Origin of the sequence: Burkholderia sp. Bp9143, from assembly GCF_003853645.1 — a bacterium.
In the GTDB taxonomy this organism is placed as follows: domain Bacteria; phylum Pseudomonadota; class Gammaproteobacteria; order Burkholderiales; family Burkholderiaceae; genus Burkholderia.
The window spans coordinates 256,131-281,818 of record NZ_QTPO01000001.1; the positions used below are offsets into that span (position 1 = coordinate 256,131).

Sequence of the window (25,688 nt, forward strand, 5' to 3'; positions counted from 1 at the left end):
GTGCAAGCGTGGATGATCCCGATCGGCGCCGCGTTGGCGGGCGGCCTGGTAGTCGCGGCGATCGCCGCGATCGTGTGTCGCGTCACGCGCGCGCGGCTCGTTGCCGCGCTGACGCGCGAAGCGGATGCGTTGCGCGCTGCGCTCGGCGCGGCCGATGCGCGGGCCGATGAAGCCGCGGCGGCGCATGCGGAAGCCGCACAGGCTTGGGCGCGTCGCGAAACGGAGCTCGAGGAAATGCTGGCGCACGAGGCGGCCGGCACCGGCGAGCAGCGCGACGCGCTGCAGGCGCTCGCGGCCGAGCGCGCCGCACTGTCGCAGCACGCGACGAAGCTCGCCGACGAAGCGGCGCGGCTGCGCGGGCTGGCCGGCACGTTCGAGCGCTGGCACGAGCAGATGATCTCGCTGACCACGCAGAACCAGGACATGCGCACGAAGAACCAGGAGCTGTCGGCGATCGTCGCGCACGTGTCGATCGTGTCGCTGAACGCGTCGATCGAGGCCGCGCGCGCGGGCTCCGCGGGGCGCGGCTTCTCGATCGTCGCGAGCGAGGTACGCGGGCTCGCTGCGCGCTCGCAGCAACTGTCGAACAGCTATCGCGACAGCCTGAACCGCAACGATCTCGTGACAGCTGCGACGTTCCAGGACATCCAGGCCGGCGGCAAGATGATCACGGCCGCGCTCGCGACGGTCGAGACGCTGGCCGGGCAGCTGCATGCGCGGCTCGAGGGAGCGGCGGCGTGATCAGTGCGCAGGCCCGGGCCGGTTTCGAGCGGATCTTCTTCGATGCGGCGCGCACGCGGCTCGCGTCCGGCGGCGCGTGCGAGATCCGGCCGGCTGCCGACGGCGTGCACGACGCGTCGCACGACCCGTCACGCATGAAGTCGCGCGCGACGCCGAAGGTCGCCGAGCACGTCGCGGTGCTGACGATCTCGGCACTGCATTTCCGGCTGCTGCTCGCGCTGCGCTTTCGCGACGACGAACCGACGCGCCGTCATTTCGCCGCGGCAGTGCCCGGCGCGAGCGCGCAGCGGCCGCTGCCCGAAGCGTTCATGGAGGTCGCGAACCTGTGCTGCGGCGCGATCAACCAGGCGCTGACCGCGCCGTTCCCGGATCTCGGGATGTCGACGCCTTACCTGCTGAGCGGCGCGAGCATTGACTATCTGCCGGCGCTGAACCCCGACCACGTGGCCGCGTACGACGTGACGCTCGACGGCGACGTGCGGATCGGCGCGACGCTGTGCGTGTGCGCGAACGCGCCGGTCGATTTCCACGTGCCGGAAGCGGCGAGCGTGGACATGGGCGGCGAGCTCGAACTGTTTTGACCGATTCCGAGGACTTCCCGAGATGACCGTAGACCAACCCGTCAGCAAGGTGCTCGTGCTCGACGACAGCCGCGCGCATGCGGCGACGATCAAGCGCTTCTGCGACGAGCACAACCTGGTCGGCCTGACCGTGCGGCGCAACCGGCTGCTGAAGGTGCTGCGCTCGAACATCGATCTCGGCGCGATCCTGCTCGCTGAGGACTACGGCGGCTCGCCGGACGAAAGCGCGATCGTCGCGACGCAGATCGATGCGCTGCGGCCCGAGCTGCCGATCATCCTGCGCCGCACGTCGAACGCATCGGACGCGTCGCGCGACGGGCTGCCCGATGCGCTCGCACGCGTCGCGTGCGCGGCCTACGTCGCCGACGACCTGACGCCGCTCAAGCGCGCGATCGACGAATACCTGTTCGGCCGCGATTACCCGAACGCGCTGGTGCGTGGCATCGCGGAGATCACCGAGGCGCGGCTCGACAGCCTGTTCCCGGGCCTCGCGATCGAACGCGACATGCCGTGCATCGTCCGCGACCAGATCATCTTCGGCGAGGTGTTCAGCCTGATCGCGCTGGAAAGCGCGTGGTGCCGCGGCTACATGCTGCTGCAGACGAGCGAGCAGCCGCTGCTCGACATGATCGGCGGCACGCGCGACGACGGCCGCGCGCCCGATTTCCGCGACGTGAACAGCGTGCTCGGCGAGCTGACCAACCTCGTGTGGGGCGCGTTCAAGAACCGCTATCTCGGCGACGCGGAGGCGCTCGCGCGCCATCCGGTGCAGGTGCCGCTCGTCGTCAATCACAAGCAGAAGTTCATTTCGTTCGGCGGTGACTGTCCGCAGCTCTGTTTCAAGTACCGGATGACCGACCCCGCATCGGGGCGGTCGGTGCGGCTCGACCAGCGTTTCGTGTTCAGCCTCAGCTGGTCGCCGGAGGATTTCCGCGAATCCGTGCAGGACGTGGGGCCGATGGTCGAATCGGGCGAACTCGAACTGTTTTGAATGTTGAAGTCAGCAACAACGAAAGGGGAATACGGCATGGCAAAGATTCTGGTGGTCGACGATTCGGGCACGGTGCGCGACGAAGTCGCGGGTTTCCTGCGCAATCACGGGCTCGACGTCGCGACGGCGGTGGACGGCAAGGACGGACTCGCGAAGCTCAAGGCGACGCCCGGCGTGCGTCTCGTGATCAGCGACGTGAACATGCCGAACATGGACGGCCTGACGATGGTCGAGAAGATCCGTGGCGAACTGGCGAATGCGTCGGTCAACGTCGTGATGCTGACGACCGAAAGCAGCCCGGCGATGAAGGAGCGTGGCAAGGCCGCCGGCGTGAAGGGCTGGATCGTGAAGCCGTTCAAGGGCGACGCGGTGCTCGACGCGCTGAAGAAGCTCGCGGGCTGAGCACGCACCGGCGCGGCAATCAGCGAGCCGCCGGCGCGGCGGACGCGAATTCGTCGACGACCGCGTCGATCACGGCCTGCACGCGCGCGGTCTTGTAGAGATCGGCATGCGCGACGAGCCACACGTCGAAATGATTGCAGCGCCGTGCCATGAGCCGCACCAGTTCCGGTTCGGCGTCGGCGCGAAAGCACGGCAGCTCGGCCACGCCGAGCCCGGCGATGGTCGCCTCGACCAGCATCATCGTCGACGAGGTCTGGAACATCACGCGGCCGCGTGACGTCGGCTCGCCGCACAGCGCTTCCCACATCGTCGGCACCACGGGCTGCTGGTACATCACCAGATCGTGACCGTCGAACGCGCTGCCCGGCACCGGTTCGCCGCGCTCGGCCAGATAGCCGCGCGATGCGTAGATGCCGGTTTCGAGATGCCCGAGCCGCCGGACGATCAGGTCCGGCGATTCCGGCCGCAACGTGCGAATCGCGAGATCCGCCTCGCGGCGCGTGAGGTTGGCGATTTCGGCCGACGTCACGCACACGACGTCGATGCCGGCGTGCTTGCGCCGCAGGCGCGCGATGGCCGGCACCACGAAGCGCTTGCCGAGCGAGTCGGTGGTCGCGATGCGCACGGAGCCGGCCAGCTGCTCGTCGAAGCCCATCACGCGCCGCTCGATGGTGAGCGATGCGCGCTCCATCGTTTCCGCCGGCTCGAGCAGCGCTTCGCCGGCTGGGGTCAGCACGTAGAGGGTCTGCGTGCGCAGGAACAGCCGCGCGGACAGTTCGTCCTCGAGCGCCGCGATCCGGCGGCCGACGGTCGCCTGGTCGACGTTCAGCTGCGTGGCCGCGCCGCGCAGCGTGCCGGCGCGGGCCAGCGCGAGGAAGAAGCGGGCGTTGTCCCAATTGAGGCGCATCGGCGGTTTCCTCGGGAAGGGGGGATGCATTTCTGCATCACGAAGATGCGAAATTATCACTTTTCCGCATCGTGCGCGGTTCCTAGACTCTCGGCATCAGCCTGGAGTTCTCATGACCGATTGCACGTCCCCTTGCACCCCTGCGGCCGCCGCCGCGCCGATCCCGACGGGCCGTCCGACCGCGCGCGAACGCCGCTTCACGCTGGCGCTCGTCGCGATCGGGATGTTCATGGCCGTGCTCGATACGACGATCGTCAACGTCGCGCTGCCGGCGATGCGCGCGAGCCTCGGCGCGACGGTCGCGGGGCTCGCGTGGATCGTCGATGCGTACACGCTCAGCTTCGCCGCACTGATCCTCGCGGGCGGCGTGCTGTCCGACCGGTTCGGCGCGAAACACGCGTATCTCGCGGGCCTTGCGCTCTTCGTCCTGGCGTCGGCGGGATGCGGCTTCGCGCCGTCCGTGACCGTGCTCGTCGCCGCGCGCTTCGTGCAGGGCGTGGGTGCGGCCCTCTTTCTGCCGGCGTCGCTCGCGATCGTGCGCAACACCTTCGACGTGCCGGCCGAGCGGGCGCGGGCGATCGCGGTCTGGGCGAGCATCGCATCGGTGGCGGCGTCCGTGGGGCCGGTGCTGGGCGGCGTGCTGGTGGAGGATTTCGGCTGGCGCAGCGCGTTCCTCGTCAATGTGCCGACCGGCGCGCTGGCGCTCGCCGGGGCGGCGGCGCTGGTGCGTGCGTCGGCCCGACGTGGCGCGCGCCGCTTCGACTGGGCCGGCCAGTTCGCCAGCGCGACGGCGCTCGGTGCGCTGTGCTTTGCCGCGATCGAGTTGCCGACGCGCGGCCCGGGCGCGGCGGAGGTGCTGACCGCGCTGCTGGTCGCCGCGCTCGCCGCCGCGGTGCTGATCGTCGTCGAGCGGCGCACCGCCGATCCGATGGTGCCGCTCGCGTGGTTTCGCAATCGCGTGTTCGTGGCGATGAACGTGATGGGCACCCTGGTCTATGTCGGCTATTTCGCGCTGTTGTTCATCCTGAGCCTGTACCTGCACGGCAGCCTCGGGCTGAATGCGCGGCAGACGGGGCTGATGCTGTTGCCGCTCGCGCTGAGCCTGTCGCTCGGCAACGTGCTGTCGGGCAAGCTGCATGGACGAGCCAGCGCGCCGCAACTGATGGCCGGCGGCCTGTTGCTCGCCACGTGTGCCGTTCCGGCGCTCGCGGCCGCGCTGACGCTGCGCGCGCCGTGGCCCGTCGCGTGGGCGGCGATGGCTGCGTTCGGCACCGGCACCGCGCTGTCCGTGCCGCCGATGATCGCGACCGTACTCGAACAGGTGCCGGCGGACTCGGCTGGTGTCGCGTCGGGTTTTCTCAATGCGGCGCGGCAGGCAGGGAGCCTGCTCGGCGTCGCGTTCGCCGGTGCCGCGACGATGCTGTTGCCGAATCTGGCGGCGGCGCTGCGTTCGGTCGCGGCGCTCGGATTCGCCGCGTATGCGGCGGCCGCGTTGGTCGCACTGATGGCCGGCGCGAGGATCGCGAAGCGGGTGCGGCGGCAGGCATGACGCCGAGGCCCGCGCTTCGTCGTGCGGCTGCACGCAAGCGTGCTTCGCGTGCCAGCCGGCCGGCCCCGCTGGACGTCGCGCGCAATGTGGAGGACGATTCGTGATCATGTCGATCGCGAATCCGGGCGCGTGCCGCCCGTGCCGCTGGTTCGCGCCCGATCGAACCCCGTCGAGCGGAGCATCATGGAATCCCGTCACGAGACACCCGAGCCGATCCTGTTGCGCGACGTGCGCGACGGTGTCGTCACGCTGCGGCTGAACCGGCCGCAACAGTTCAACGCGTTGTCGGAGGCGATGCTGGCGAGCCTGCAGGATGCGTTCGATTCGCTGGCCGCCGATCCGCACGTGCGCTGCGTCGTGCTCGCCGCGCAGGGCAAGGCGTTCTGCGCGGGCCACGACCTGCGGCAGATGCGCGGCAAGCCCGAACTCGATTACTACCGCGCGCTGTTCGCGCAATGCAGCCGCGTGATGCTCGCGATGCGCGCGTTGCCGGTGCCGGTGATCGCACGCGTGCACGGCATCGCGACGGCGGCCGGCTGCCAGCTCGTCGCCGCGTGCGACCTCGCCATCGCGGCCGACACCGCGCGCTTCGCGGTGTCGGGCATCAACGTCGGGCTGTTCTGTTCGACGCCTGCCGTCGCATTGAGCCGCAACGTGGCGGCGAAGCGCGCGTTCGACATGCTCGTCAGCGGGCGTTTCATCGATGCGGCGACGGCCGCCGCGTGGGGGCTCGTCAACGAGGCCGTGCCCGAGGATGCGCTCGATGCGGCCGTCGCGCGCAAGGTCGCGGAAATCGTCGCGAAGAGCCCGGCGGCCGTGCGCTACGGCAAGCAGATGTTCTACCGGCAGCGCGAACTGCCGCTCGACGACGCATACGCGTTCGCGGGCGACGTGATGGCGCGCAACATGATGGAAGAGGACGCCGGCGAAGGGATCGATGCGTTCCTGGAGAAGCGCGAGCCGACGTGGCGTTCGTAGCGCGTAGCGTAGCGGCGGGGGGGCGCTAGCGCGTGCGCATTGCGGACGCCTGCGTCCACGACAACGCTCCTTGCGCGCCGCCAAAGCAAACGGGCCGCACGTAACGCGGCCCGCAGGCGGATCCCGATGCGCGACGACACGCGAGCGTGCCGCCGCGTCCACGCCGGGCGTTATCGCCCGTAGCTGCCCGTGCGCAGCGCCGGCTGCACCGTCGACGCGCCGGGCGGCACGACCACGACCGGCACGCGGCGCGCGAGCGCGCACATCAACTCGTAGCCGATCGTGCCGCTGGCTTCCGCGACGTCGTCGACCTTCACCTGATCGCCCCACAGCTCGACGCTCGAGCCGATGCTCGCGTTCGGGCACGACGTCAGGTCGACGGTCAGCATGTCCATCGACACGCGACCGACGACGCGCGTCATCACGCCGTCCACCGCGATCGGCGTGCCGGTCGGCGCGTGGCGCGGATAGCCGTCCGCGTAGCCGCACGCGACCACGCCGATCCGCATCGGCCGGTCGGCCGTGAAGCGGCGGCCGTAACCGACCGTTTCTTCCGGCGCGAGCGTCTGCACGCCGATGATCTTGCTGGTCAGCGTCATCGCGGCCATCAGCGGCGTGTCGGCGATGTGCCGCGACGCGCCCGTCGGCGATGCACCGTACAGGATCGTGCCGGGCCGCACCCAGTCGCGATGCGCGCGCGGATGCCACAGCACGGCCGCCGAATTCGACGCCGAGCGCTCGCCCGGAATCCCGGCCGTGGCCGCATCGAACTGCTCGAGCTGCCAGTCGACTTCGCCTTCGTCGGCGTTCGCGAAATGCATCATCAGCGTGATCTTGCCGATCGACGGCGCGGCCGCCGCGCGCTCCCACGCGGCGCGGAATGCGTGGGGCCGGTAGCCGAGCCGGTTCATCCCGGAGTTCATCTTCAGCTGGATGTCGATCGGCTGCCGCGGCTTCGCGGCGATCAGCAGGTCGAGCTGCTCGTCGCAGTGCACGGCCACCGTCAGCCGGTGGCGATCGGCCAGCTCGACGTCGGCCGGCTCGAAGATCCCTTCGAGCAGCAGCACCGGCTTGTCCCAGCCGAGTTCCCGCACGCGCACGGCTTCGTCGAGATCGAGCAGCGCGATGCCGTCGGCGGCCGCGAGGCCCGGATAGATCCGCTCGATCCCGTGACCGTATGCGTTGGCCTTGATCACGGCCCACACGCGCGATTGCGCGGCGGTGCGGCGGATGAAGTCGAGGTTGTGGCGGACGGCGTCGGGACGGATATGGGCGACGATGGGACGGGGCATGGGCGGGCTCGGGTCGAAAGTCGTTCGGCACGCGCGGCGGCGCGGTGCGGGTCGAAGGCTGGCGCGGTAACGCACCGAGCCAGTGTTGAGCGCTATCTTATTGGTGTTCGACCAGTTTTAATTAACGTATTTGTCGGCGATTTGGTGGAATTTTGGGTGTCTGATCGATGCCGCCGCGGCCTTCGCCAGCCTGCATTGCCGAGTCTCCCGTCTAGAAAACCGGTGCGCGAACAACGCGACGCAATGCTAAGCTCTGCGCGACTCTGTCATTGGTCAATGTAATCATAAAGGAGGAGACTTTGATGACGACGACGTCCCAGCTGTGCCTGTTCATCGTGGCGCTGTTGCCGTTCCCGATGACGTTCCTGGCCAAGGCCCGCAAGGGGTACGACAACCGCACGCCGCGCGAGTACCTGGCAAGGCTCGAAGGCTGGCGCGCGCGGGCGCAGGCCGCGCACCAGAATGCGTGGGAAGCGCTGGCGCTGTTTACGGCCGCATTGGTCGTCGCATGGCACAACGGCGCGAACGCGCACCACGTCGACCAGCTTGCGATGGGGTTCGTCGCGATTCGCGTCGTCTACGCGCTGATGTACCTGTTGAACTGGGCGTCGCTGCGCTCGCTCGTGTGGTTCGCGGGCATGGCTTGCGTCGTCGCGCTGTTCTTCGCGACGCCGTGACGAGCTAACGGACTGCCGACACGCGCTCCGGCTTCCGATCCGGGCGCGCGAATCGCCGCGGCAACACACCGGCCCGCCGCAACGGCGGGTCCGCGCACCTTACCGTCCCCGACTTCAAGCGCCGCCGCGCCCCGGCGCCTCCGCCGCCATTCTTCCGCACCTTCCCCGCGCTTCCCTTTCCTCCGATCTATCCCGCCCGCCGGGCTCGGGTTTGTCTCGATCATTTTCTCGTTGAGTATTTTTTTTGTTGTCGTAGTATCCGTGTTGACAACACTTGTTGCACTACGGTCTAATTCAACATCGCATGTTGCGGTGCGGCTTGATGTCGTCGTTCCCCGGCCACCCGGCCGGTTACATCGCTCAATCATGCGGAGAAAAGTCATGAGTCGCCGTTCCTTCCTGAAAGCCGTCGCGGTGGTCGCCGCGCTCGGCGCCAGCATCGCGCACGCGGATACCAAGACGCTCGTCGTCGGGACCGATACGTCGTTCATGCCGTTCGAGTTCAAGCAGGGCGACAAGTACGTCGGCTTCGATCTCGACCTGTGGGCGGAGATCGCCAAGGACCAGGGCTGGAAGTACACGATCCAGCCGATGGATTTCGCGGGCCTGATTCCTGCGCTGCAGACGCAGAACATCGACGTCGCGCTGTCGGGGATGACCATCAAGGAAGAACGGAAGAAGGCGATCGACTTCTCCGCGCCGTACTACGACAGCGGGCTCGCGGCGATGGTGCAGGTCGGCAACACGTCGATCAAGTCGATCGACGACCTGAACGGCAAGGTGATCGCCGCGAAGACGGGCACCGCGACGATCGACTGGATCAAGGCGCACCTGAAGCCGAAGGAGATCCGCCAGTTCCCGAACATCGACCAGGCGTACCTCGCGCTCGAGGCCGGCCGTGTCGACGCGGCGATGCACGACACGCCTAACGTGCTGTTCTTCGTGAACAACGAAGGCAAGGGCAAGGTGCAGGTCGCGGGCCAGCCGGTCAGCGGCGACAAGTACGGGATCGGTTTCCCGAAGGGCAGCCCGCTGGTGCCGAAGGTCAATGCGTCGCTCGTGAAGATCAAGGCCGACGGCCGCTACGCGCAGATCTACAAGAAGTGGTTCGGCGCCGAGCCGCCGAAGATGTGAGCGTGACGGCACAACATGGCGCGGCCGGGCGGCCGCGCCGGTCTTGAATCGGACGGGGAGCGATACGTGAATTTCGATTGGTCGGCGATCTGGGCGGCGTTGCCGGACCTGATGGACGGGGTCCGGTTGACGGTGTTCATCGCATTTTTCGGGCTGGTGGGCGGGTTCGTCGTCGGGATGATCGCGGGCATGTTCCGCGCATACGGACCGAAGGCGATGAACGTGCTCGCACAGGTTTATATTGAATTGATCCGCGGCACGCCGATCGTCGTGCAGGTGATGTTCCTGTACTTCGCGCTGCCGCTGCTCGCGCATATCCGGATCGACGGCCTGACGGCCGCGATCATCGCGATCACGGTGAATTCGGGCGCGTATCTCGCGGAAGTGGTGCGCGGCGCGCTGCTGTCGATCCCGAAGGGGCTGACGGAAGCGGGGCTCGCGATGGGCCTGTCGATGCCGCGCGTGCTGCTGAAGGTGGTCGGGCCGCTCGCGTTCCGGCGGCTGATTCCGCCGCTCGGCAACCAGTGCATCGTGAGCCTCAAGGACACGTCGCTGTTCATCGTGATCGGCGTCGGCGAACTGACGCGCAAAGGGCAGGAAATCATTGCCGGCAATTTCCAGGCGGTCGAGATCTGGACCGCGGTGGCTGTCATCTACCTGATGCTGACCGGCGCGATGACGCTGACGCTTCGGCTCGTCGAAAAGAGGATGCGGATCTTATGAGCATGATCGAATTCCAGAACGTGTCGAAGAGCTTCGGCCACGTGCCGGTGTTGAAGCATATCGACCTGAAGATCGACGCGGGCGAGGTGGTCGTCGTGATCGGCCCGTCCGGCTCGGGCAAGTCGACGATGCTGCGCTGTATCAACGCGCTCGAGAAAATCACCGGCGGCGAGCTGCTGGTGGACGGCCAGAGCGTGCGCGGCAACGCGTCGACGATCCGCAACATCCGGCTCGAGGCGGGCATGGTGTTCCAGCAGTTCAACCTGTTTCCGCAAATGACCGCGCTCGAGAACGTGATGTTCGGGCCGATCCAGGTGCGCGGCGCATCGCGCGCCGACGCGCGCGACCAGGCGATGGCGCTGCTCGACAAGGTCGGCCTCGAATCGCGCGCGAATCATTACCCGTCCGAGCTGTCGGGCGGCCAGCAGCAGCGCGTCGCGATCGCACGCGCGCTTGCGATCCGGCCGCGGCTGATGCTGTTCGACGAGCCGACGTCGGCGCTCGATCCGGAATTGCGCCACGAAGTGCTGAAAGTGATGCAGGATCTCGCGACCGAAGGGATGACGATGATCGTCGTCACGCACGAGATCGGCTTCGCGAAGCGGGTCGGCACGCGGCTGCTGTTCATGGATCAGGGCGGCATCGCCGAGGACGGCCATCCGGTCGACCTGATCGACCGGCCGCCGACACCGCGCCTGAAGGAATTCCTGAAACACGTGTCCTGAACGAAACCGAATCACCTGACATGCCGCTTTCCCTTACCCCCGTCATCGCCGGCACGCCGTTCGACATCGGCGTGCGCCTCGGCGAGCTTGCCCGCCCCGTGTTCGATCCGTACATGCAGCAGAGCAGCGCATGGCAGGCCGTGCGCCGCTGGCGCGGTCATCCGTTCGTCGCCGCGCTGCGGCAGGCCGCGCTCGCCGCGTACCCCGATCTCGTCGCGGAGCTGGACGGGATCGCGGCGGGCGTCGGCTGGCCGACGGAGGACATCTTCCTGTGGAACTGCCGCGGCGAACTGATCCACAACGCGCCGGACGGCTGCACGACGCTCGCCGGGCGCGACGCTCACGGCACGCGCTGGATCGCGCACAACGAGGACGGCGATCCGTACCTGCGCGAGCGCTGCCTGCTGGTCGACGTGCAGCCGCAGGGCAAGCCGAGTTTCGTCAGCTTCTATTACCCGGGCTCGCTGCCCGGGCATACATTTGCCGCGAACCGCGCGGGTATCGCGCAGGCGATCAACAACCTGCGGATCCGCACGCCCGCGGCCGGCGTGCCGCGGATGATCCTCGCGCGTGCGGTGCTCGACGCGACGTCGCTCGACGCGGCGGCCGACGTGCTGCGCACGCATGCGCGCGCGAGCGGCTTTCATCACACGCTCGGCGCGACCGGCGATACGCGGCTGCTGAGCATCGAGGCGAGCGTCGCGCGCTGTTCGGTCGTCGATGTTGCGCATCTCACCGGCCACGCGAACCATCTCGTGCATCCGGGTTGCGACGCGGAAGCACAGATCGTCACGCAATCGTCCGGCGATCGCCAGCGGCGCGTCGACGCACTGACGCCGGGCATCGACGCGCTCGACGAAGCCGCGCTGCTGCGCGTGCTCGGCGACCGCGCGCCGGAAGGGTTGCCGATCTATCGCGACGATCCGGCCGACCCCGACGACGAAAACACGCTGGCGACCGCCGTGTTCGCGATTCGCGACACCGCGATCGACTTCACCATTCACCAGCACGGCACGCAGCGTTTCGCGACACATATCGTGCCGTCCGCGCACGCGCCGAGCGCGTCCTGATCCATGAGGCAACGCATGACGACCGTTTTTCATCGCGCTCCGCGCGCCACCTTGCCCGTCGCCGTCGCTGGCGACGGCATCGAGATCATCGATTCGACCGGCAAACGCTATATCGACGCATGCGGCGGCGCGGCCGTGTCGTGCCTCGGACACAGCAACCAGCGCGTGATCGACGCGATCAAGCGGCAGGCGCAACAGCTGCCGTACGCGCATACGTCGTTCTTCACGACCGACGTGGCCGAAGAACTGGCCGACCGGCTCGTCGAGGCCGCGCCGGCCGGGCTCGAACACGTGTACTTCGTGTCGGGCGGATCCGAGGCGATCGAAGCCGCGCTGAAGCTCGCGCGCCAGTATTTCGTCGAGAAGGGCGAACTGCAGCGCCGCCATTTCATCGCACGCCGCCAGAGCTATCACGGCAACACGCTCGGCGCGCTCGCGATCGGCGGCAACGCATGGCGGCGCGAGCCGTTCCTGCCGCTGCTGATCGAAGCGCACCACGTGAGCCCGTGCTATGCGTATCGCGACCAGCAGGCGGGAGAAACCGACGAAGCGTACGCGCAGCGCCTGGCTGACGAACTGGAGCGGAAGATCGTCGAACTCGGCGCGGAAAACGTCGCGGCGTTCGTCGCGGAGACGGTGGTCGGCGCGACGGCCGGCGCGGTGCCGCCGGTGCGTACTTACCTGAAGAAGATCCGCGCGGTGTGCGACAAGTACGGCGTGCTGCTGATCCTCGACGAAATCATGTCGGGGATGGGGCGCACCGGTTACCTGTTCGCGTGCGACGAAGACGGAGTCGCGCCCGACCTGCTGACGATCGCGAAAGGGCTCGGCGCGGGTTACCAGCCGATCGGCGCGACGCTGGTGAGCGATCGCATCTACCGGACGATCGTCGATGGCTCGGGCTTTTTCCAGCACGGCCACACGTATCTCGGTCATGCAACCGCGTGCGCGGCCGCGCTCGAAGTGCAGCGCGTGATCGCCGAGGAGAAGCTGCTCGACAACGTGAAGGCGCGCGGCGAGCAACTGCGTGCGTCGCTGCGCAAGCAGTACGATGCGCATCCGCACGTCGGCGACGTGCGCGGCCGCGGGCTGTTCGTCGGCGTCGAACTCGTGTGCGATCGCGACAGCAAGGCGACGTTCGATCCCGCGTTGAAGCTGCATGCGGCGGTCAAGCGCGAGGCGATGCAGCGCGGCCTGATGGTGTATCCGATGGGCGGCACGATCGACGGCGTGCACGGCGATCACATCCTGGTCGCACCGCCGTTCATCTGCACCGCGCAGCAGATCGACACGATCGTCGAGCGGCTGTCCGGCGCGATCGATGCGGCACTTGCATCGGCCGGCGCGTGAGCCACGATTTCACGGAATCCTCACCATGACAGACAGACTGCCTCCCTTCGATCCCGCATCGGCCACCGACGAGCAGAAGGCCGTGCTCGCCGAGATTCTCAGCGGCCCGCGCGGCAACCTGAACGGGCCGTTCCTCGGCTGGATCGCGAGCCCCGAACTCGCGCAGCATGCGCAACGGCTCGGCGCGTTCTGCCGCTATCGCACCGGGCTGTCGCTGCGGCTGTCGGAGCTTGCGATTCTCGTGACGGCCGCGCGCTGGCGCTCGCAGGCCGAGTGGCACATCCACCATCCGATCGCGCTCGAGGCCGGCGTGCCGGCCGCGACGGCCGACGCGATCCGGCGTGGTGTCACGCCGGCGTTCGAATCGGACGACGATGCGCTGATCCATGCGTTCGCAACCGAGTTGTACGACACGCGGCGCGTGAGCGATGCGACGTTCGCGCGCGCGCAGGCGCGTTTCGGCCACGAGACCGTCGTGAACCTCGTCGCGCTGCTCGGCTATTACGCGCTCGTGGCGATGACGCTCAACACGTTCGGCATGCGCGCGGACGGACAAACTGATCTACCGTTTCCGGAATAGTCGCCGCATGTGCGTGCGTCGGCAGCTTGCCGGGCACGCGTTCCGGTTGCGTCGAAAAGCCCGTCCGCACGGGCTTTTCGGCGTTTTGGCGTGGATCGATCGATAGCCTCGCCGCGTCTTGCTGAAGCACATCGCATCGCCTGCGCGTCAGCGCAGGAAATTTCCCCCGTACCTGGAATTCCGGCAAACAGCTTGCGGGGGAAATGTCGATGCGCTGGGTGGCGTCCCACCGTGTCACCGTGTACTACGTCGTCAGGTGGGCGCTGTTCGGCAGGATCGCTGTCGCGATCGTCTGCATCCGAGGGGGCGGGGCGAGCGGCGTCGAACCGTCTGACGATAGGGCGGCGCGGTGTCGTACGCACGCGGCGGCCTTGGCGATCTTGGGGTCGACGTCGATGCAACCAAATGTATTCGTGCGGGATCAAGCGCGAACGCACGCGTATGATGACTTGTTCACGTCGATAAGATCGGTGAGCAAGCATGACTAGTACCCGTAAGACATTGATGATCGCCGGCGGACTGCTGGTTGCCGCGGCAGGCACCGGCTACGTGATGCTTCTGCGTGCGGACCACCGCGCGATCGCGGAGGCCGGCATCGGCGATTCCACAGCACCTGCCGCCGCCGTGACAGCGGCGAACGACGGCCATACCGCACAAGGCACGATCGCGCCGCCAGCGCGCGTTGCCGTCCCGTCCGCGCATGTGGACGAGGCCGTGCCGCAACAAGCGGCCGTACCGCCGCCAGCCGCGGCCGCTGCGCGTACGAGCGCGGCGCCGGCATCCGTTGCCGTCGCGCCGGTCATCGCCGCACAGGCGCCACCGGCGAAACCGAGTGCGCCGCCGCCGACTGTCCACGTCGTGACGGTCGAGCCGGAGGATGCGACCCCGCCGAAGGCCAAGCCCGCGCAACCGGTACAAGCGCCGGTACAAGCGGCGCCGGTTCAAGCAGCGCAACCGGCTCAGCCGGCGCAATCGACCCCACCGGTCCAGGCCGCGCAGGCGGCCCGGCCGAGTCAGCAGGCGGATCAGCCGACGCATCGCGCGGCGCGCAAGCGCGACGGACTCGAGCGGCACGCGGCAGCAACGCCCGTCATGAAGTCCGAAACGCCTGAAACCGCCGCGCTCGTGCGGGAATCAGCAAAGCTCGATCCGTCGTTGCCGCCGCCGCAACATGTGGCGACGCCGAGCGGCGATCGGCAGCCGACGTCGGCGGGTGCGAATGCGGTGGGTGCCGCGATGACCGAACAGCTGGTCAGGCAGTCGAGCAGCTTCAAGGCACCCGCACCGGCGAACGCCGGACCCGGCGTAAGCCAGTGAGAGGGGCGCCGCAGCGCTCGCGCGGCGCCGCCCGACACCGGATGAAAAAGGGCCCCGCACGCCGACCAGGGCATGCGGGGCCAAGAGAGACGAACCAGTGCGGAGCGTCGCGCGTTACGCGGCGATCGCTTCCTCGGCCTGCGTCGCGTCGGCCGTAGCCGGCGTCGTGTCTTGCCGGATCAGGTGATCGAACGCGCCGAGCGATGCCTTCGCGCCTTCGCCGACCGCGATCACGATCTGCTTGAACGGCACCGTCGTCACGTCGCCGGCCGCGAACACGCCCGGCACCGACGTCGCGCCGCGCGCATCGACGACGATCTCGCCGTGCTTCGACAGTTCGATCGTGCCCTTCAGCCATTCGGTGTTCGGCACGAGGCCGATCTGCACGAACACGCCTTCGAGATCGACGCGCTTCGTTTCACCCGAACGCAGATCCTTGTAGACGAGCCCGTTCAGCTTGCTGCCGTCGCCGGTCAGCTCGGTCGTCTGCGCCTGCGTGACGATCGTCACGTTCGGCAGGCTGCGCAGCTTGCGCTGCAACACTTCGTCCGCGCGCAGTTGCGCGCCGTATTCGATCAGCGTGACGGCCTTCACGATGCCGGCGAGGTCGATCGCGGCCTCGACGCCCGAGTTGCCGCCGCCGACCACCGCGACGCGCTTGCCCTTGAACAGCGGGCCGTCGCAGTGCGGGCAGTATGCGACACCGCGGTTGCGGTATTCGCGTTCGCCCGGCACGTTGATTTCGCGCCAGCGCGCGCCGGTCGCGAGAACGATCGTCTTCGCCTTCAGCACCGCGCCGTTCGCGAGGCGGATCTGATGCACGTCGCCCGGAATCAGCGCGTCGGCGCGCTGCACGTCCATGATGTCGACGTCGTACTGCTTCACGTGCTGCTCGAGCGCGGTGGCGAACTTCGGCCCTTCGGTTTCCTGCACCGACACGAAGTTCTCGATCGCCATCGTGTCGAGTACCTGACCGCCGAAACGCTCGGCGACCACACCCGTCGCGATGCCCTTGCGCGCCGAGTAGATCGCGGCGGCCGCACCGGCCGGGCCGCCGCCGACGATCAGCGTGTCGAACACCGGCTTGTTCTCGAGCGACTTCGCGGCCCGGGCGCTCGCGCCCGTGTCGAGCTTCGCGAGGATTTCCTTCACGCTGCTGCGGCCCTGGCCGAACGATTCACCGTTCAGGAACATCGTCGGCACGGCCATGATCTGGCGCGCCTCGACTTCGTTCTGGAACAGCGCGCCGTCGATCGCGACGTGGCGGATGCGCGGGTTGATCAGCGACATCACGTTCAGCGCCTGCACGACCTCCGGGCAGTTCTGGCACGACAGCGAGAAATACGTCTCGAACGCGTAGTCGCCGTCGAGCGCGCGGATCTGTTCGATCACGTCGTCGTCGAGCTTGATCGGATGGCCACCCGTCTGCAGCAGCGCGAGCACGAGCGACGTGAATTCATGGCCCATCGGGATGCCGGCGAAGCGGATGCCGGCCGGCTTGCCGGGTTCGCCGATCGCGAACGACGGCTTGCGCTCGGCGTCGTCGCGGCGTTCCGTCACGGTCACGCGCGACGTCAGCGACGCAATCTCGTTCAGCAGCGCAAGCAGTTCCTGCGATTTCGCGCTGTCGTCGAGCGACGCGACGAGTTCGATCGGGCGCGTGATCTTTTCGAGGTACGCTTTCAGTTGGTTCTTGAGATTGGCGTCGAGCATGGCGTTTCGGATTCCGTATTGATGATGCTGGTCGGGCACGTCGTGCCGGAGGAGGGTGCGGGCCGCGCAAGGCGGCCCGCATTCGCGTGACGCGCGCGCCTCGTGCGAGGCGCGCGGCGCGATCGTCAGATCTTGCCGATCAGGTCGAGCGACGGGGTCAGCGTTTCCGCACCCGGCGTCCACTTGGCCGGGCACACTTCACCCGGGTGCGCCGCGATGTATTGCGCAGCCTGCACCTTGCGCAGCAGTTCGCCTGCGTCGCGGCCGATGCCGTTGTCGTGGATTTCGCACAGCTTGATCTCGCCTTCCGGGTTGATCACGAACGTGCCGCGCAGCGCCATCCCTTCTTCCTCGATCAGCACGTCGAAGTTGCGCGACAGCGTGAGCGTCGGGTCGCCGATCATCGGGTACTTGATCTTGCCGATCGTGTCCGACGTGTCGTGCCATGCCTTGTGCGTGAAGTGCGTATCGGTCGACACGCCGTAGATCTCGACCCCCAGCTTCTGGAATTCCGCGTAGCGGTCGGCGAGGTCGCCCAGCTCGGTCGGGCAGACGAACGTGAAGTCGGCCGGGTAGAACACGACGACGGACCACTTGCCCTTGAAGTTCTCTTCGGACACGGGCACGAAATCGCCGTTGTGGTAAGCGGTTGCCTTGAACGGCTTGATTTGGGTGTTGATGATCGGCATCTTGCGAGTTCCTTTGCGTGGGTGTTGATGAAGTGTTCCCAGTATCCGGGTTCACCCTGAGCTTGTGAAATTGCTTGTTTCAATCCACGGCATCGGGAATTTCTATCTGCTTCCGGCCCCCGTTCCGGCGGGCCGTCCGGACGGCCCGTGCTATCCGGGCCGGGCCTTCCGGCGGATTTCGGCAGGAAGGCGCTTCTGACACATTGGGCGTGCGGGAGGGCGCGGTGCCGGGCGACGGCGCGGCGCCCCGCGCAAGGGCCCGGCGCGCGTTCGGCACGAACGGCAGCGCGGTCGATCGACACGCTCCATCCCACTGCACCATGAACCTCTTTTCCGGACGCGCCGCGCGCGCGCTGCTTGCGTGGTTCCGCGACATCCTTCCCGAGCGCCGATGCCTGCGTCGGCATTTGCGCGGTACGCTCTGCGCACTCATCGCCGTGTCGTGCGTCGCGCCGGCACTGGCCGTCGAACCCTCCGCGCCGGCCGTGCCGGTGGCGCCTGCCATCACGGCGACCGGGCTCGTGCCGATGCCCGATGGCCGGCTGCTCGCGCCCGAGTTCGCGCGGATCGTCACGCGCGGCACGCTCGTCGTCGCGGTGCTCGGCGTCGATCAGCCGCCGTTCTTCATGTCGCGCAACGGCGCATTGGCGGGCGTCGACATCGATCTCGCCGACGAACTCGCGAAGAAGCTCGGCGTGTCCGTGCAGTTCGACCGCGATGCGCGCACGTTCGACGACGTCGTTCATCTGCTCGCGACGGGGCAGGCCGACGTCGCGATCAGCAAGCTGTCGCGCACGTTGCCGCGGGCGCAGGTGATCCGCTTCAGCACGCCGTACATCAGCCTGCGGCGCGCGTTGCTGATCAACCGCGTCGGCTTCGCGGAGCTCGCGAAAGGGCGGTCGCTGCCCGAAGTCGTGCGCGACTACCGCGGCACGATCGGCGTCGTCGCGGGCTCGGCCTACGCCGAATACGTGCGCGGCGACTTCCCGGCCGCGCAGGTGCGCACTTACCCAAGCTGGCAGGCGACGCTCGACGCGCTGAACGCCGGCGCGGTCACGGCCGTGTATCGCGACGAGCTCGCGATCAAGCGCGTGATGCAGGACGACCCGACCGCGCCGATCCGGCTGCGCGTCGCGACCTTCGACGACCTCACCGACGCGCTTGCCGTCGGCGTGCCGGTGTCCGCGCCGACGCTCCTCGCGTTCGTCGACCAGTTCCTGGCCGAGCGCAACAAGCGGCTCGACGTGAAATCCCTGCTCGATGCGATGGGCCACTGACATGAATATGAACGAGAAGATCCGTATCACACCCCGCATCGAGCGGCTGCATGCGCTCGCGATCCATCCGTTGACGGTCTTCGGCAGCCTCGCGCTCGGGATCGTGGCGGGCGTGCTGTGGCCGGCGGCCGCGCCGAAGTTCGACTTCGTGGGCCAGGTGTACGTCGGCCTGCTCAAGATGACCGCGCTGCCGTTCATGACGGCCGCCGTGATCTTCAGCCTGCAGCGGCTGCTGCGCGACGGCAACGCGTCGGATCTCGTGATGCGCGTGATCGCGATCTTCGGCTGCGTGTCGGTGTTCGTCGTGGTGGTCGGCGCGGTCGTGCTGGTCGCGATGCGGCCGGGCGAGCACCTGTCGACCGCGACGCTGAAGGCGTTCGGCGCACTGGTCGGCAGCGACGGGGCGGCGAGCGACACCGTGATGACGCTGTACGGCACCGATCCCGCGGAGCAGTCGTCGGGCCTCGCGGACATGCTGATCGCGCTGGTGCCCGGCAATTTCTTCGCGGCGCTCGCGAGCGGCGACACGCTGAAGGCGCTGGTGTTCTCGCTGTTCTTCGGCTTCGCGTCGGGACGCGTGCCCGCGAGCATCTCGGCGGCGTTGAGCCAGACGCTGGAGACCGTCTATTTCACGTGTCAGAAGATCATGCACTGGCTCGCGTATCCGACGCCGATCGTGCTGTTCTGCGGCGGCGCCGCGCAGATCGGCACGTCGGGGTTCGGGCCGCTCGAGGCGATGGTCCGCTTCGTCGCCGCGTTCGTCGTCGTCGCGCTCGTGCTGATCGCGGCGGCGATCGTCGTGATCTGGAAGCGCTCGGGCGCGACGCTGGCCGAGACGCTTGCCGGGTTGCGCACGCCGTTCGCGATGGCGCTCGCCACGCGCAGCAGCGTGGCCTGCATGCCGAGCATGATCGAGTGCCTGGCCGACGGCTTCGGCTTCGCACGCGCGCGCGTCGAACTGGTCGTGCCACTCGCCGTGTCGCTGCTGCGCGTCGGGCCGATGGTCTATTACGCGAGCGCGACGCTGTTCGTCGCGCAACTCTACGAACGGTCGCTCGGCCCCGGCGAGCTGTGCGTCGTGCTGGTCGCGTCGGTGCTGGCCGGGTTCGCGTCGACGGGCACGTCGGGCGTCGTGACGGTGTCGCTCTCCGGAATGGTGTGCGCGGCGCTGCACCTGCCGTTCGAGGCCGCATTCGTGCTGTTCGCGGCGGTCGATCCGTTCTGCGAGATAGTGCGGACGCTGTTGCTGGTGATCGGCAACTCGGCCGTCGTATCCGCGATCTGCGCGCGGCCGTCGCGCGCGTGAAGGAGGCGTCATGGCACTCGTCGGTGTATTGGGCGGAATGGGGCCGCTGGCCACGGTCGACTTCATGCATCGCGTGATTCGCTTGACACGCGCGCGCTGCGACCAGGAGCACCTGCCGATGATCGTCGCGAACCTGACGCAAACGCCCGATCGCTCGCGCGCGATCATCGACGGCGGGACCGATCCGCTGCCGGCGCTGCTCGATGGCATCGCGCTGCTGAACCGCTGCGGTGTCGACGTGATCGCGATCCCGTGCAATTCGGCGCATCACTGGTATGTGCCGCTGCGCGAACGCAGTGCGGTGCCGATCCTGCATATCGTCGATGCATCGGTGGCCGCATTGCCGGCCGGCGTGCGTCGCGTTGCCGTGCTCGCCACGGGCGGCACGCTGGTGTCGGGCTTCTACCAGGCGGCGCTGCGTGCGCGCGGCTTCGAGCCCGTGATGCCGGGCGCGGCCGCGCAGCGCGATATCGCCGCGTGCATCGCGGCGGTCAAGGCGGGGAAGCTCGATGCGTCGGTGCGGTGCCTGTCGCGCGCGCTCGCGACGCTGGCGCGACGGGACGTGGGCGTCGCGGTGATGGGCTGCACGGAAATCCCGATCGCCGCGCGTGCGCTGCGCGATGCGCCGTTCGCATTGGTCGACAGCACGCAGGAGCTGGCGCGCGCGACGGTCGCCTATGCGGCCGAGCGCGGATGGGGGCGGGCAGTGTGACGCGCGGCGACGGCGGGATGCGCGGATGTCCCGCACGCATGACGGACACCGCTTGCGCTAGATCTGATACGGCGCCCGGACGCCCGGTTCGGTGACGGGAAAATCCTTCGTGTTGCGCGATACGAGCAACAGGCCGTTCACTTGCGCCGATGCCCAGACGATCGCATCGGGCAGACGAATGCGACGTTCCTTGCGAATCGTTACGGCGCGGTTCGCCACCAGGCTGTCGAGCGGGATGATGTCGAACGATGAGAGCCACGCGCGGATCGCCGCATCGTCGCTGGCCGTCGCGCCGACCATGACTTCCATCCAGGTCACCATGCTGATTGCCCGGTAGTCGTAGCGGGCCAGCTCCGCGCGCGCGGATTCCACGCCGCCGAGATAGTCGATCAGGATGTTGGTGTCGAAGAGTGCCTTTACCATTCCGCGCGCAGGGCCTCCTGCCAGGCGAGCCCGTCGAGCGCACGCGCTTTCCAGAGACCGAACACGGTGTCGGCATGCGGCGGCCGGTGCGGCACGAGGCAAGCGCCGGCCGGAAGCGCGCGGCCCGGATGCCTGGCCGCGCTGGGGGTGTCGATGTGTGCTTTTACCATTCTGAACGCAGTGCCTCCTGATAGGTGAGCCCGTCGACCGCGCGATCCTTCCACAGGCCGAATACGTGATCGGCGTGCGCTCGCTTGTGTTGCGCGATATACGCGTCGATCGCATCGCGAATGATCGCGGCGCGAGAGCGTTGCTCAGTCTCGACGATGGCGGCCAGTTCGTCGAGCTGGCCATTCGACAGATCGATCAGGATACGGCTCATCGCAACCTCCGATATATGATATGCATATCATATATACACATGAGGCCATCCGCAAGGCGCCGACTCGCCCGGCAAGCTTGACGGCCGCCGGCAGGTTGCGGACCGGGCACTCAGGCGGCGATTTTCCTCAGCCAGTCGGCGAGCCGACGCGCCCCGTCCGGCAGGTCCGTGTCCTCGCGTGTGCACAGGTAGTAGTCGCGCCCGTCGTCGAGCGCGTGGTCGAACAGCTTCACGAGTTCGCCGCTGGCCAGTTCGCGCTCGACCAGCGGCGCGCGCAACAGCGCCGCGCCGAGATCCGCACGCGCCGCGCTCAGCGTCAGTTGCCCGTCCTCGAACATCGGCCCCACCGCATGCGACACGTGCCGCACGCCGGCGCCCTGCAGCCAGTTGACCCAGGTGCTGCGATCCTCGTCGTGCACGAGCGGCGTCCGCGCGAGATCGGCCGGCGTGCGGAACGGCCCGTGGCGCTTCAGGAACGACGGACTGCACATCGGCACCATCGCGCCCGGCAGCAGCCGCTCGCAGCGGTAGCCGGGCCAGTCGCCCGTGCCGAAGCGGATCGACAGGTCGGACGCGTCGCTTCGATAGTTGCGGTGATGCGCATACAGCACGGTCACGTCGACGTCGGTGTTGTCGGCGAGGAATGCGTGCAGGCGCGGAATGAACCAGCCGATGCCGAGCAGCGGAATCAGGCTGATCGTGATCTGCCGCAGCGACGACCGGTCGCGCACGAAGCGCGTCGCGCTGCGCAGCACCGAGAACGCGGCGCTGATCGAGCGGTAATAGTCGCGCCCCTCGTCGGTGAGCGCGAGCAGCCGGCCTTCGCGCACGGTCAGCGGCGTCTGGATGAACGCTTCGAGCAGTTGCAGCTGATGGCTGACAGCGGATGGCGTGATGTCGAGCTCGCGCGCGGCCGCGGTGACCGACCCGAGACGTGCGAATGCCTCGAACGCGCGGACGGCGCGTAGCGGCGGATCGTGTGGAAATTGTTCGATATTTTTCATGTATCGAATTTTATCGAAAAATCAGGGTAAGCGACAGCATGGAAATATCCTGTATTTACAGTGGATTACGTTATTGTGTCGGGAATGGCATAAGCATCCAACAATTGAGTATTTGGGGTGTGTCGGCAGAATATTTAATATTTTTCATGTTTCGAATCCCGAATCGCTGACCACTGCACATGAAAATCGCTTTCCTTCCCGCCAGCCTCGCATTCTCCGCGGCCGCGCTGATCGCCGCCGTTCCCGCCTTCGCGCAGTCCGCGCCGCAGACGATCCTGATCGGTCTCGCCGCGCCGCTCACCGGCCCGTCCGCGCGGATCGGCAAGGACTTGCAGAACGGCGCGCAGCTCGCGATCGACGACGCGAACGCGAAGCATCCGAGCATCGGCGGCAAGCCGGTCGTCTACAAGCTCGTCGCGGCCGACGATCAATCCGACCCGCGCACGGCCGTCGCGGTCGCACAGCAGCTCGTCGACCGGCACGTGATCGGCGTCGTCGGTCACTGGAACACCGGCTGCAGCGTGCCGGCCTCGCGCGTCTACCGCGATGCGGGCATCCCGCAGATCGCGCCGGCATCCACCGGCCACCCGTACACGCAGCAGGGCTACGCGACGGCGTTCCGCATCATGGGTCACGACGATGCGGGCGGCAATTTCACCGGCGCCTATGCGGTGAAGACGCTGAAGGCGAAGCGCATCGCGGTGATCGACGATCGCACGTCGTTCGGCGCGGGGCTCGCCGACCAGTTCATCAAGGGCGTGCAGGCGAACGGCGGCACGATCGTCGATCGCCAGTACGTGAACGACAAGACGACCGACTTCAGCGGCGTGCTGACCGCGATCAAGGGCAAGCGCGCGGATCTCGTGTTCTTCGGCGGGCTCGACGCGCAGGCCGCGCCGATCGCGCGCCGGATGCGCCAGCTCGGCGTGAACGCGCCGCTGCTCGGTGCCGGCGGCTTCGTGAGCCAGACCTTCCTGTCGCTCGCGGGCAAGGACGGCGACGGCGTGACGGCGCTCGAACCGGGCCTGCCGCTCGACCGGATGCCGGGCGGCAAGGCGTTCGACGCGCAGTACCGCGCACGCTTCAACGCGCCGATCGAACTGCATGCGCCGTTCGCGTACGACGCGGCCGCCACGCTGATCGCGGCCGCGCAGAAGGCCGGCACGACGCAGCCGGCGAAGCTGGTCGCGGCCGTGCGCGCGATCGATCGGCACGGCGTGACCGGCCGGGTCGCGTTCGACAGCGAAGGCAACCTGAAGGACCCGGCATTCACGATCTACCAGGTGCGCGGCGGCAAATGGACCGTCGTCGACGTGCTCGGCGGCGCGCACCCCGCAACGAAATGACGACGGAGACGAACCCCATGACCGACACGACTCATGCATCCGCGGCGGCCCCCGAGGACACGCGCCTCGGCATCCTCGCGCGGCGCCGCATCGAAGCGGAAATCATCAAGCCGATCTACGAGATCATGAAGCGCGAATTCGGAACCGAGCGCGCGCAGGCCGTGATCGCGGAAGCCGTGCGCGGCGCGGCCGTCGACGCGGGCCGCACGTTCGCCGCGCAGGAGCCCGACGGCACGAGCGTGCAGTCGTTCATCGCGCTGCAGGTGCTGTGGGAGAAGGACGATGCGCTCGACGTCGAGGTGCACCGCGCGGACGACGCGCACTACGACTACGACGTGCATCGCTGCAGCTACGCGGAGATGTATCACGCGATGGGGCTCGGCGAGATCGGCCACCTGCTGAGCTGCGCGCGCGACAGCTACTTCATCGAGGGTTACGACCCACGCATCGCGCTGACGCGCACGAGCACGATCATGCAGGGCGGCAAGCGCTGCGATTTCCGTTATGCGCTGCAGGCGGCGCCCCGCGACAACGCCCCGGAGGCCGGCAATGCGTGACGACCTCGCGGGCGCACCGCGCGTCGACGGCGCGCGGCTGTGGGCGTCGCTCGAACGGATGGCGCAGATCGGCGCGACGCCGAAGGGCGGCGTCTGCCGTCTCGCGCTGACCGACCTCGACCGCGAGTCGCGCGACCTGTTCGTGGCGTGGGCGCGCGATGCCGGCTGCACGGTGCGGGTGGACCGGATGGGCAACGTGTTCGCGCGCCGCGCGGGCCGCAATCCCGCCGCCGCGCCGGTGATGACGGGCTCGCACGCCGATTCGCAGCCGACCGGCGGCCGCTACGACGGCATCTACGGCGTGCTCGGCGGCCTCGAGGTCGTGCGCGCGCTGAACGATGCGGGCATCGAGACCGAGCGTCCGATCGACGTCGTGATCTGGACCAACGAGGAAGGCTCGCGCTTTGCGCCGGCGATGATCTCGGCCGGCGTGTTCTCCGGCGTCTATCCGCTGGAATACGGGCTGTCGCGCACCGACGGCGCAGGCAAGACGATCGGCGAGGAGCTCGCGCGGATCGGCTACGCGGGCGTCGAGCCCGTCGGGGGCTATCCGGTGCATGCCGCGTACGAACTGCATATTGAGCAGGGCGCGATTCTCGAACGTGCGGGCAGGACGATCGGCGTCGTGACGGCCGGGCAGGGGCAGCGCTGGTACGAGGTGACGCTGACGGGTGTCGACGCGCACGCGGGCACGACGCCGATGGAATTCCGGCGCGACACGCTGGTCGGCGCCGCGCGGATGATCGAATTCGTCGATGCGCTCGGCCGCCGTCATGCGCCGCACGCGCGCGCGACGGTCGGGATGATCGAGGCGCGGCCGAATTCGCGCAACACGGTGCCGGGCGGCTGTTTCTTCACGGTCGAGTTCCGCCATCCCGACGATGCGGTGCTCGACGAACTCGATGCGGCATTGCGTGCGGAACTGGCGCGCGTGGCGGCCGACGCCGGCCTCGGTGCGCGGATCGAGCAGATCTTCACGTATCCGCCGGTGCCGTTCGCGCCGCGCTGCATCGACGCGGTGCGCGACGCGGCGCAGGCACTCGAGCTGTCGCACATGGACATCGTGTCCGGTGCGGGCCATGACGCGTGCTATGTCGCGCGCGTCGCGCCGACCGGCATGATCTTCGTGCCCTGCGTCGACGGGTTGAGCCACAACGAGGCCGAGGCGATCACGCCGGAATGGTCGGCGGCCGGCGCCGACGTGCTGCTGCGCGCGGTGCTGCAGAGCGCGCAGGAAGCGGGCGCGTGATCAGCGCCTGACA

General features: G+C 68.1%; 28 protein-coding genes. 20 read left to right on the plus strand and 8 right to left on the minus strand.

Translation table 11 applies throughout. From position 1 onward, the window contains the following. From DIE23_RS01250 to DIE23_RS01265, 4 genes are read left to right on the plus strand one after another with little or no spacing between them, the layout of a single operon-like run. Positions 1-741 (plus strand): methyl-accepting chemotaxis protein, encoded by a 741-nt coding sequence (locus DIE23_RS01250; RefSeq protein ID WP_124610431.1) that lies wholly within the window; start codon positions 1-3, stop codon positions 739-741. Next, a complete protein-coding gene (locus DIE23_RS01255; RefSeq protein WP_124610432.1) occupies positions 738-1,322 on the plus strand; it encodes a hypothetical protein in 585 nt (194 codons plus the stop codon). The genes DIE23_RS01250 and DIE23_RS01255 overlap by 4 nt, the downstream gene beginning before the upstream one ends. A gap of 22 nt (positions 1,323-1,344) precedes the next feature. Continuing rightward, entirely contained in the window at positions 1,345-2,313 is a 969-nt protein-coding gene (locus DIE23_RS01260) for a chemotaxis protein CheX (RefSeq protein ID WP_124610433.1), read from the plus strand. A gap of 36 nt (positions 2,314-2,349) precedes the next feature. Further along, positions 2,350-2,715 (plus strand): response regulator, encoded by a 366-nt coding sequence (locus tag DIE23_RS01265; RefSeq protein WP_060238818.1) that lies wholly within the window; start codon positions 2,350-2,352, stop codon positions 2,713-2,715. 19 nt (positions 2,716-2,734) lie between these two features. On the opposite strand, the gene DIE23_RS01270 is transcribed toward DIE23_RS01265, so the two are convergent. Next, positions 2,735-3,622 carry a LysR family transcriptional regulator gene (locus DIE23_RS01270; protein WP_124610434.1) on the minus strand — a complete coding sequence of 296 codons (888 nt, stop codon included), beginning with the start codon at positions 3,620-3,622 and terminating at the stop codon, positions 2,735-2,737. A gap of 112 nt (positions 3,623-3,734) precedes the next feature. Between DIE23_RS01270 and DIE23_RS01275 the strand changes: the two genes are divergently transcribed. Together DIE23_RS01275 and DIE23_RS01280 are read left to right on the plus strand one after the other, a co-directional pair. Next, positions 3,735-5,171, plus strand: coding sequence for an MFS transporter (locus DIE23_RS01275; protein WP_124610435.1), 1,437 nt, complete (start codon positions 3,735-3,737; stop codon positions 5,169-5,171). 183 nt (positions 5,172-5,354) lie between these two features. Continuing rightward, the gene (locus DIE23_RS01280; protein ID WP_124610436.1) at positions 5,355-6,149 is read left to right on the plus strand and encodes an enoyl-CoA hydratase; all 795 of its coding nucleotides are present in this window, start codon (positions 5,355-5,357) and stop codon (positions 6,147-6,149) included. 170 nt (positions 6,150-6,319) lie between these two features. Here DIE23_RS01280 and alr read toward each other — a convergent pair whose 3' ends face one another. Beyond that, positions 6,320-7,441 carry an alanine racemase gene (gene alr, locus DIE23_RS01285; protein WP_124610437.1) on the minus strand — a complete coding sequence of 374 codons (1,122 nt, stop codon included), beginning with the start codon at positions 7,439-7,441 and terminating at the stop codon, positions 6,320-6,322. A 302-nt stretch (positions 7,442-7,743) separates the two neighbouring features. Here alr and DIE23_RS01290 point away from each other — a divergent pair, with 302 nt between their 5' ends. The 8 genes from DIE23_RS01290 to DIE23_RS01325 all read left to right on the plus strand — a co-directional run bounded on the left by DIE23_RS01290 (position 7,744) and on the right by DIE23_RS01325 (position 15,017). Continuing rightward, positions 7,744-8,118 (plus strand): MAPEG family protein, encoded by a 375-nt coding sequence (locus DIE23_RS01290; RefSeq protein WP_124610438.1) that lies wholly within the window; start codon positions 7,744-7,746, stop codon positions 8,116-8,118. Between the two features lie 381 nt (positions 8,119-8,499). Beyond that, entirely contained in the window at positions 8,500-9,252 is a 753-nt protein-coding gene (gene glnH / locus DIE23_RS01295) for a glutamine ABC transporter substrate-binding protein GlnH (protein WP_124610439.1), read from the plus strand. Positions 9,253-9,267: 15 nt separating this feature from the next. After that, complete coding sequence (gene glnP / locus DIE23_RS01300) at positions 9,268-9,975, plus strand: glutamine ABC transporter permease GlnP (protein WP_185646367.1); 708 nt, start codon at positions 9,268-9,270, stop codon at positions 9,973-9,975. Beyond that, positions 9,972-10,700 (plus strand): glutamine ABC transporter ATP-binding protein GlnQ, encoded by a 729-nt coding sequence (gene glnQ / locus DIE23_RS01305; protein ID WP_014899691.1) that lies wholly within the window; start codon positions 9,972-9,974, stop codon positions 10,698-10,700. Before glnP ends, glnQ begins: the two co-directional genes overlap by 4 nt. Before the next feature lie 20 nt (positions 10,701-10,720). After that, positions 10,721-11,770, plus strand: coding sequence for a C45 family peptidase (locus DIE23_RS01310; protein ID WP_124610440.1), 1,050 nt, complete (start codon positions 10,721-10,723; stop codon positions 11,768-11,770). A gap of 15 nt (positions 11,771-11,785) precedes the next feature. After that, the gene (locus DIE23_RS01315) at positions 11,786-13,120 is read left to right on the plus strand and encodes an aspartate aminotransferase family protein (RefSeq protein WP_124610441.1); all 1,335 of its coding nucleotides are present in this window, start codon (positions 11,786-11,788) and stop codon (positions 13,118-13,120) included. Between the two features lie 25 nt (positions 13,121-13,145). Further along, the gene (locus tag DIE23_RS01320) at positions 13,146-13,700 is read left to right on the plus strand and encodes a carboxymuconolactone decarboxylase family protein (protein WP_124610442.1); all 555 of its coding nucleotides are present in this window, start codon (positions 13,146-13,148) and stop codon (positions 13,698-13,700) included. Between the two features lie 480 nt (positions 13,701-14,180). Next, positions 14,181-15,017 carry an extensin gene (locus tag DIE23_RS01325; protein WP_124610443.1) on the plus strand — a complete coding sequence of 279 codons (837 nt, stop codon included), beginning with the start codon at positions 14,181-14,183 and terminating at the stop codon, positions 15,015-15,017. Positions 15,018-15,131: 114 nt separating this feature from the next. Here the strand turns inward: DIE23_RS01325 and ahpF are convergent, their stop codons facing one another. Then, positions 15,132-16,730, minus strand: a complete 1,599-nt coding sequence (gene ahpF / locus DIE23_RS01330; protein ID WP_124610444.1) for an alkyl hydroperoxide reductase subunit F — start codon at positions 16,728-16,730, stop codon at positions 15,132-15,134. Positions 16,731-16,855: 125 nt separating this feature from the next. Beyond that, positions 16,856-17,419: an alkyl hydroperoxide reductase subunit C gene (gene ahpC, locus DIE23_RS01335; protein ID WP_006488685.1), complete on the minus strand. Its 564-nt coding sequence runs from the start codon at positions 17,417-17,419 to the stop codon at positions 16,856-16,858. A gap of 320 nt (positions 17,420-17,739) precedes the next feature. On the opposite strand from ahpC, the gene DIE23_RS01340 reads away from it, so the two are divergent. From DIE23_RS01340 to DIE23_RS01350, 3 genes are read left to right on the plus strand one after another with little or no spacing between them, the layout of a single operon-like run. After that, entirely contained in the window at positions 17,740-18,696 is a 957-nt protein-coding gene (locus tag DIE23_RS01340; RefSeq protein WP_124610445.1) for an ABC transporter substrate-binding protein, read from the plus strand. 1 nt (position 18,697) lies between these two features. Then, positions 18,698-20,002 carry a dicarboxylate/amino acid:cation symporter gene (locus DIE23_RS01345; protein WP_124610446.1) on the plus strand — a complete coding sequence of 435 codons (1,305 nt, stop codon included), beginning with the start codon at positions 18,698-18,700 and terminating at the stop codon, positions 20,000-20,002. Between the two features lie 10 nt (positions 20,003-20,012). Continuing rightward, on the plus strand, positions 20,013-20,714 hold the full coding sequence (locus DIE23_RS01350) for an aspartate/glutamate racemase family protein (protein WP_124610447.1): 702 nt from the start codon (positions 20,013-20,015) through the stop codon (positions 20,712-20,714). Between the two features lie 57 nt (positions 20,715-20,771). Here the strand turns inward: DIE23_RS01350 and DIE23_RS01355 are convergent, their stop codons facing one another. From DIE23_RS01355 to DIE23_RS01365, 4 genes are all read right to left on the minus strand, one after another. Continuing rightward, a complete protein-coding gene (locus tag DIE23_RS01355) occupies positions 20,772-21,137 on the minus strand; it encodes a type II toxin-antitoxin system VapC family toxin (RefSeq protein ID WP_124610448.1) in 366 nt (121 codons plus the stop codon). Then, positions 21,131-21,307 (minus strand): hypothetical protein, encoded by a 177-nt coding sequence (locus DIE23_RS39375; protein ID WP_185646368.1) that lies wholly within the window; start codon positions 21,305-21,307, stop codon positions 21,131-21,133. Before DIE23_RS39375 ends, DIE23_RS01355 begins: the two co-directional genes overlap by 7 nt. After that, entirely contained in the window at positions 21,301-21,519 is a 219-nt protein-coding gene (locus DIE23_RS01360) for a ribbon-helix-helix protein, CopG family (protein WP_124610449.1), read from the minus strand. Before DIE23_RS01360 ends, DIE23_RS39375 begins: the two co-directional genes overlap by 7 nt. Positions 21,520-21,629: 110 nt before the next feature. Then, positions 21,630-22,523 carry a LysR substrate-binding domain-containing protein gene (locus tag DIE23_RS01365; protein WP_124610450.1) on the minus strand — a complete coding sequence of 298 codons (894 nt, stop codon included), beginning with the start codon at positions 22,521-22,523 and terminating at the stop codon, positions 21,630-21,632. A 179-nt stretch (positions 22,524-22,702) separates the two neighbouring features. Here DIE23_RS01365 and DIE23_RS01370 point away from each other — a divergent pair, with 179 nt between their 5' ends. The 3 genes from DIE23_RS01370 to DIE23_RS01380 are packed head-to-tail and all read left to right on the plus strand — an operon-like array spanning position 22,703 to position 25,675. Further along, positions 22,703-23,869, plus strand: a complete 1,167-nt coding sequence (locus DIE23_RS01370) for a branched-chain amino acid ABC transporter substrate-binding protein (protein ID WP_124610451.1) — start codon at positions 22,703-22,705, stop codon at positions 23,867-23,869. A gap of 17 nt (positions 23,870-23,886) precedes the next feature. Continuing rightward, positions 23,887-24,426, plus strand: a complete 540-nt coding sequence (locus tag DIE23_RS01375; RefSeq protein ID WP_124610452.1) for an L-2-amino-thiazoline-4-carboxylic acid hydrolase — start codon at positions 23,887-23,889, stop codon at positions 24,424-24,426. Continuing rightward, a complete protein-coding gene (locus tag DIE23_RS01380) occupies positions 24,419-25,675 on the plus strand; it encodes a Zn-dependent hydrolase (protein WP_124610453.1) in 1,257 nt (418 codons plus the stop codon). Before DIE23_RS01375 ends, DIE23_RS01380 begins: the two co-directional genes overlap by 8 nt. The last annotated feature ends 13 nt before the right edge of the window (positions 25,676-25,688 follow it).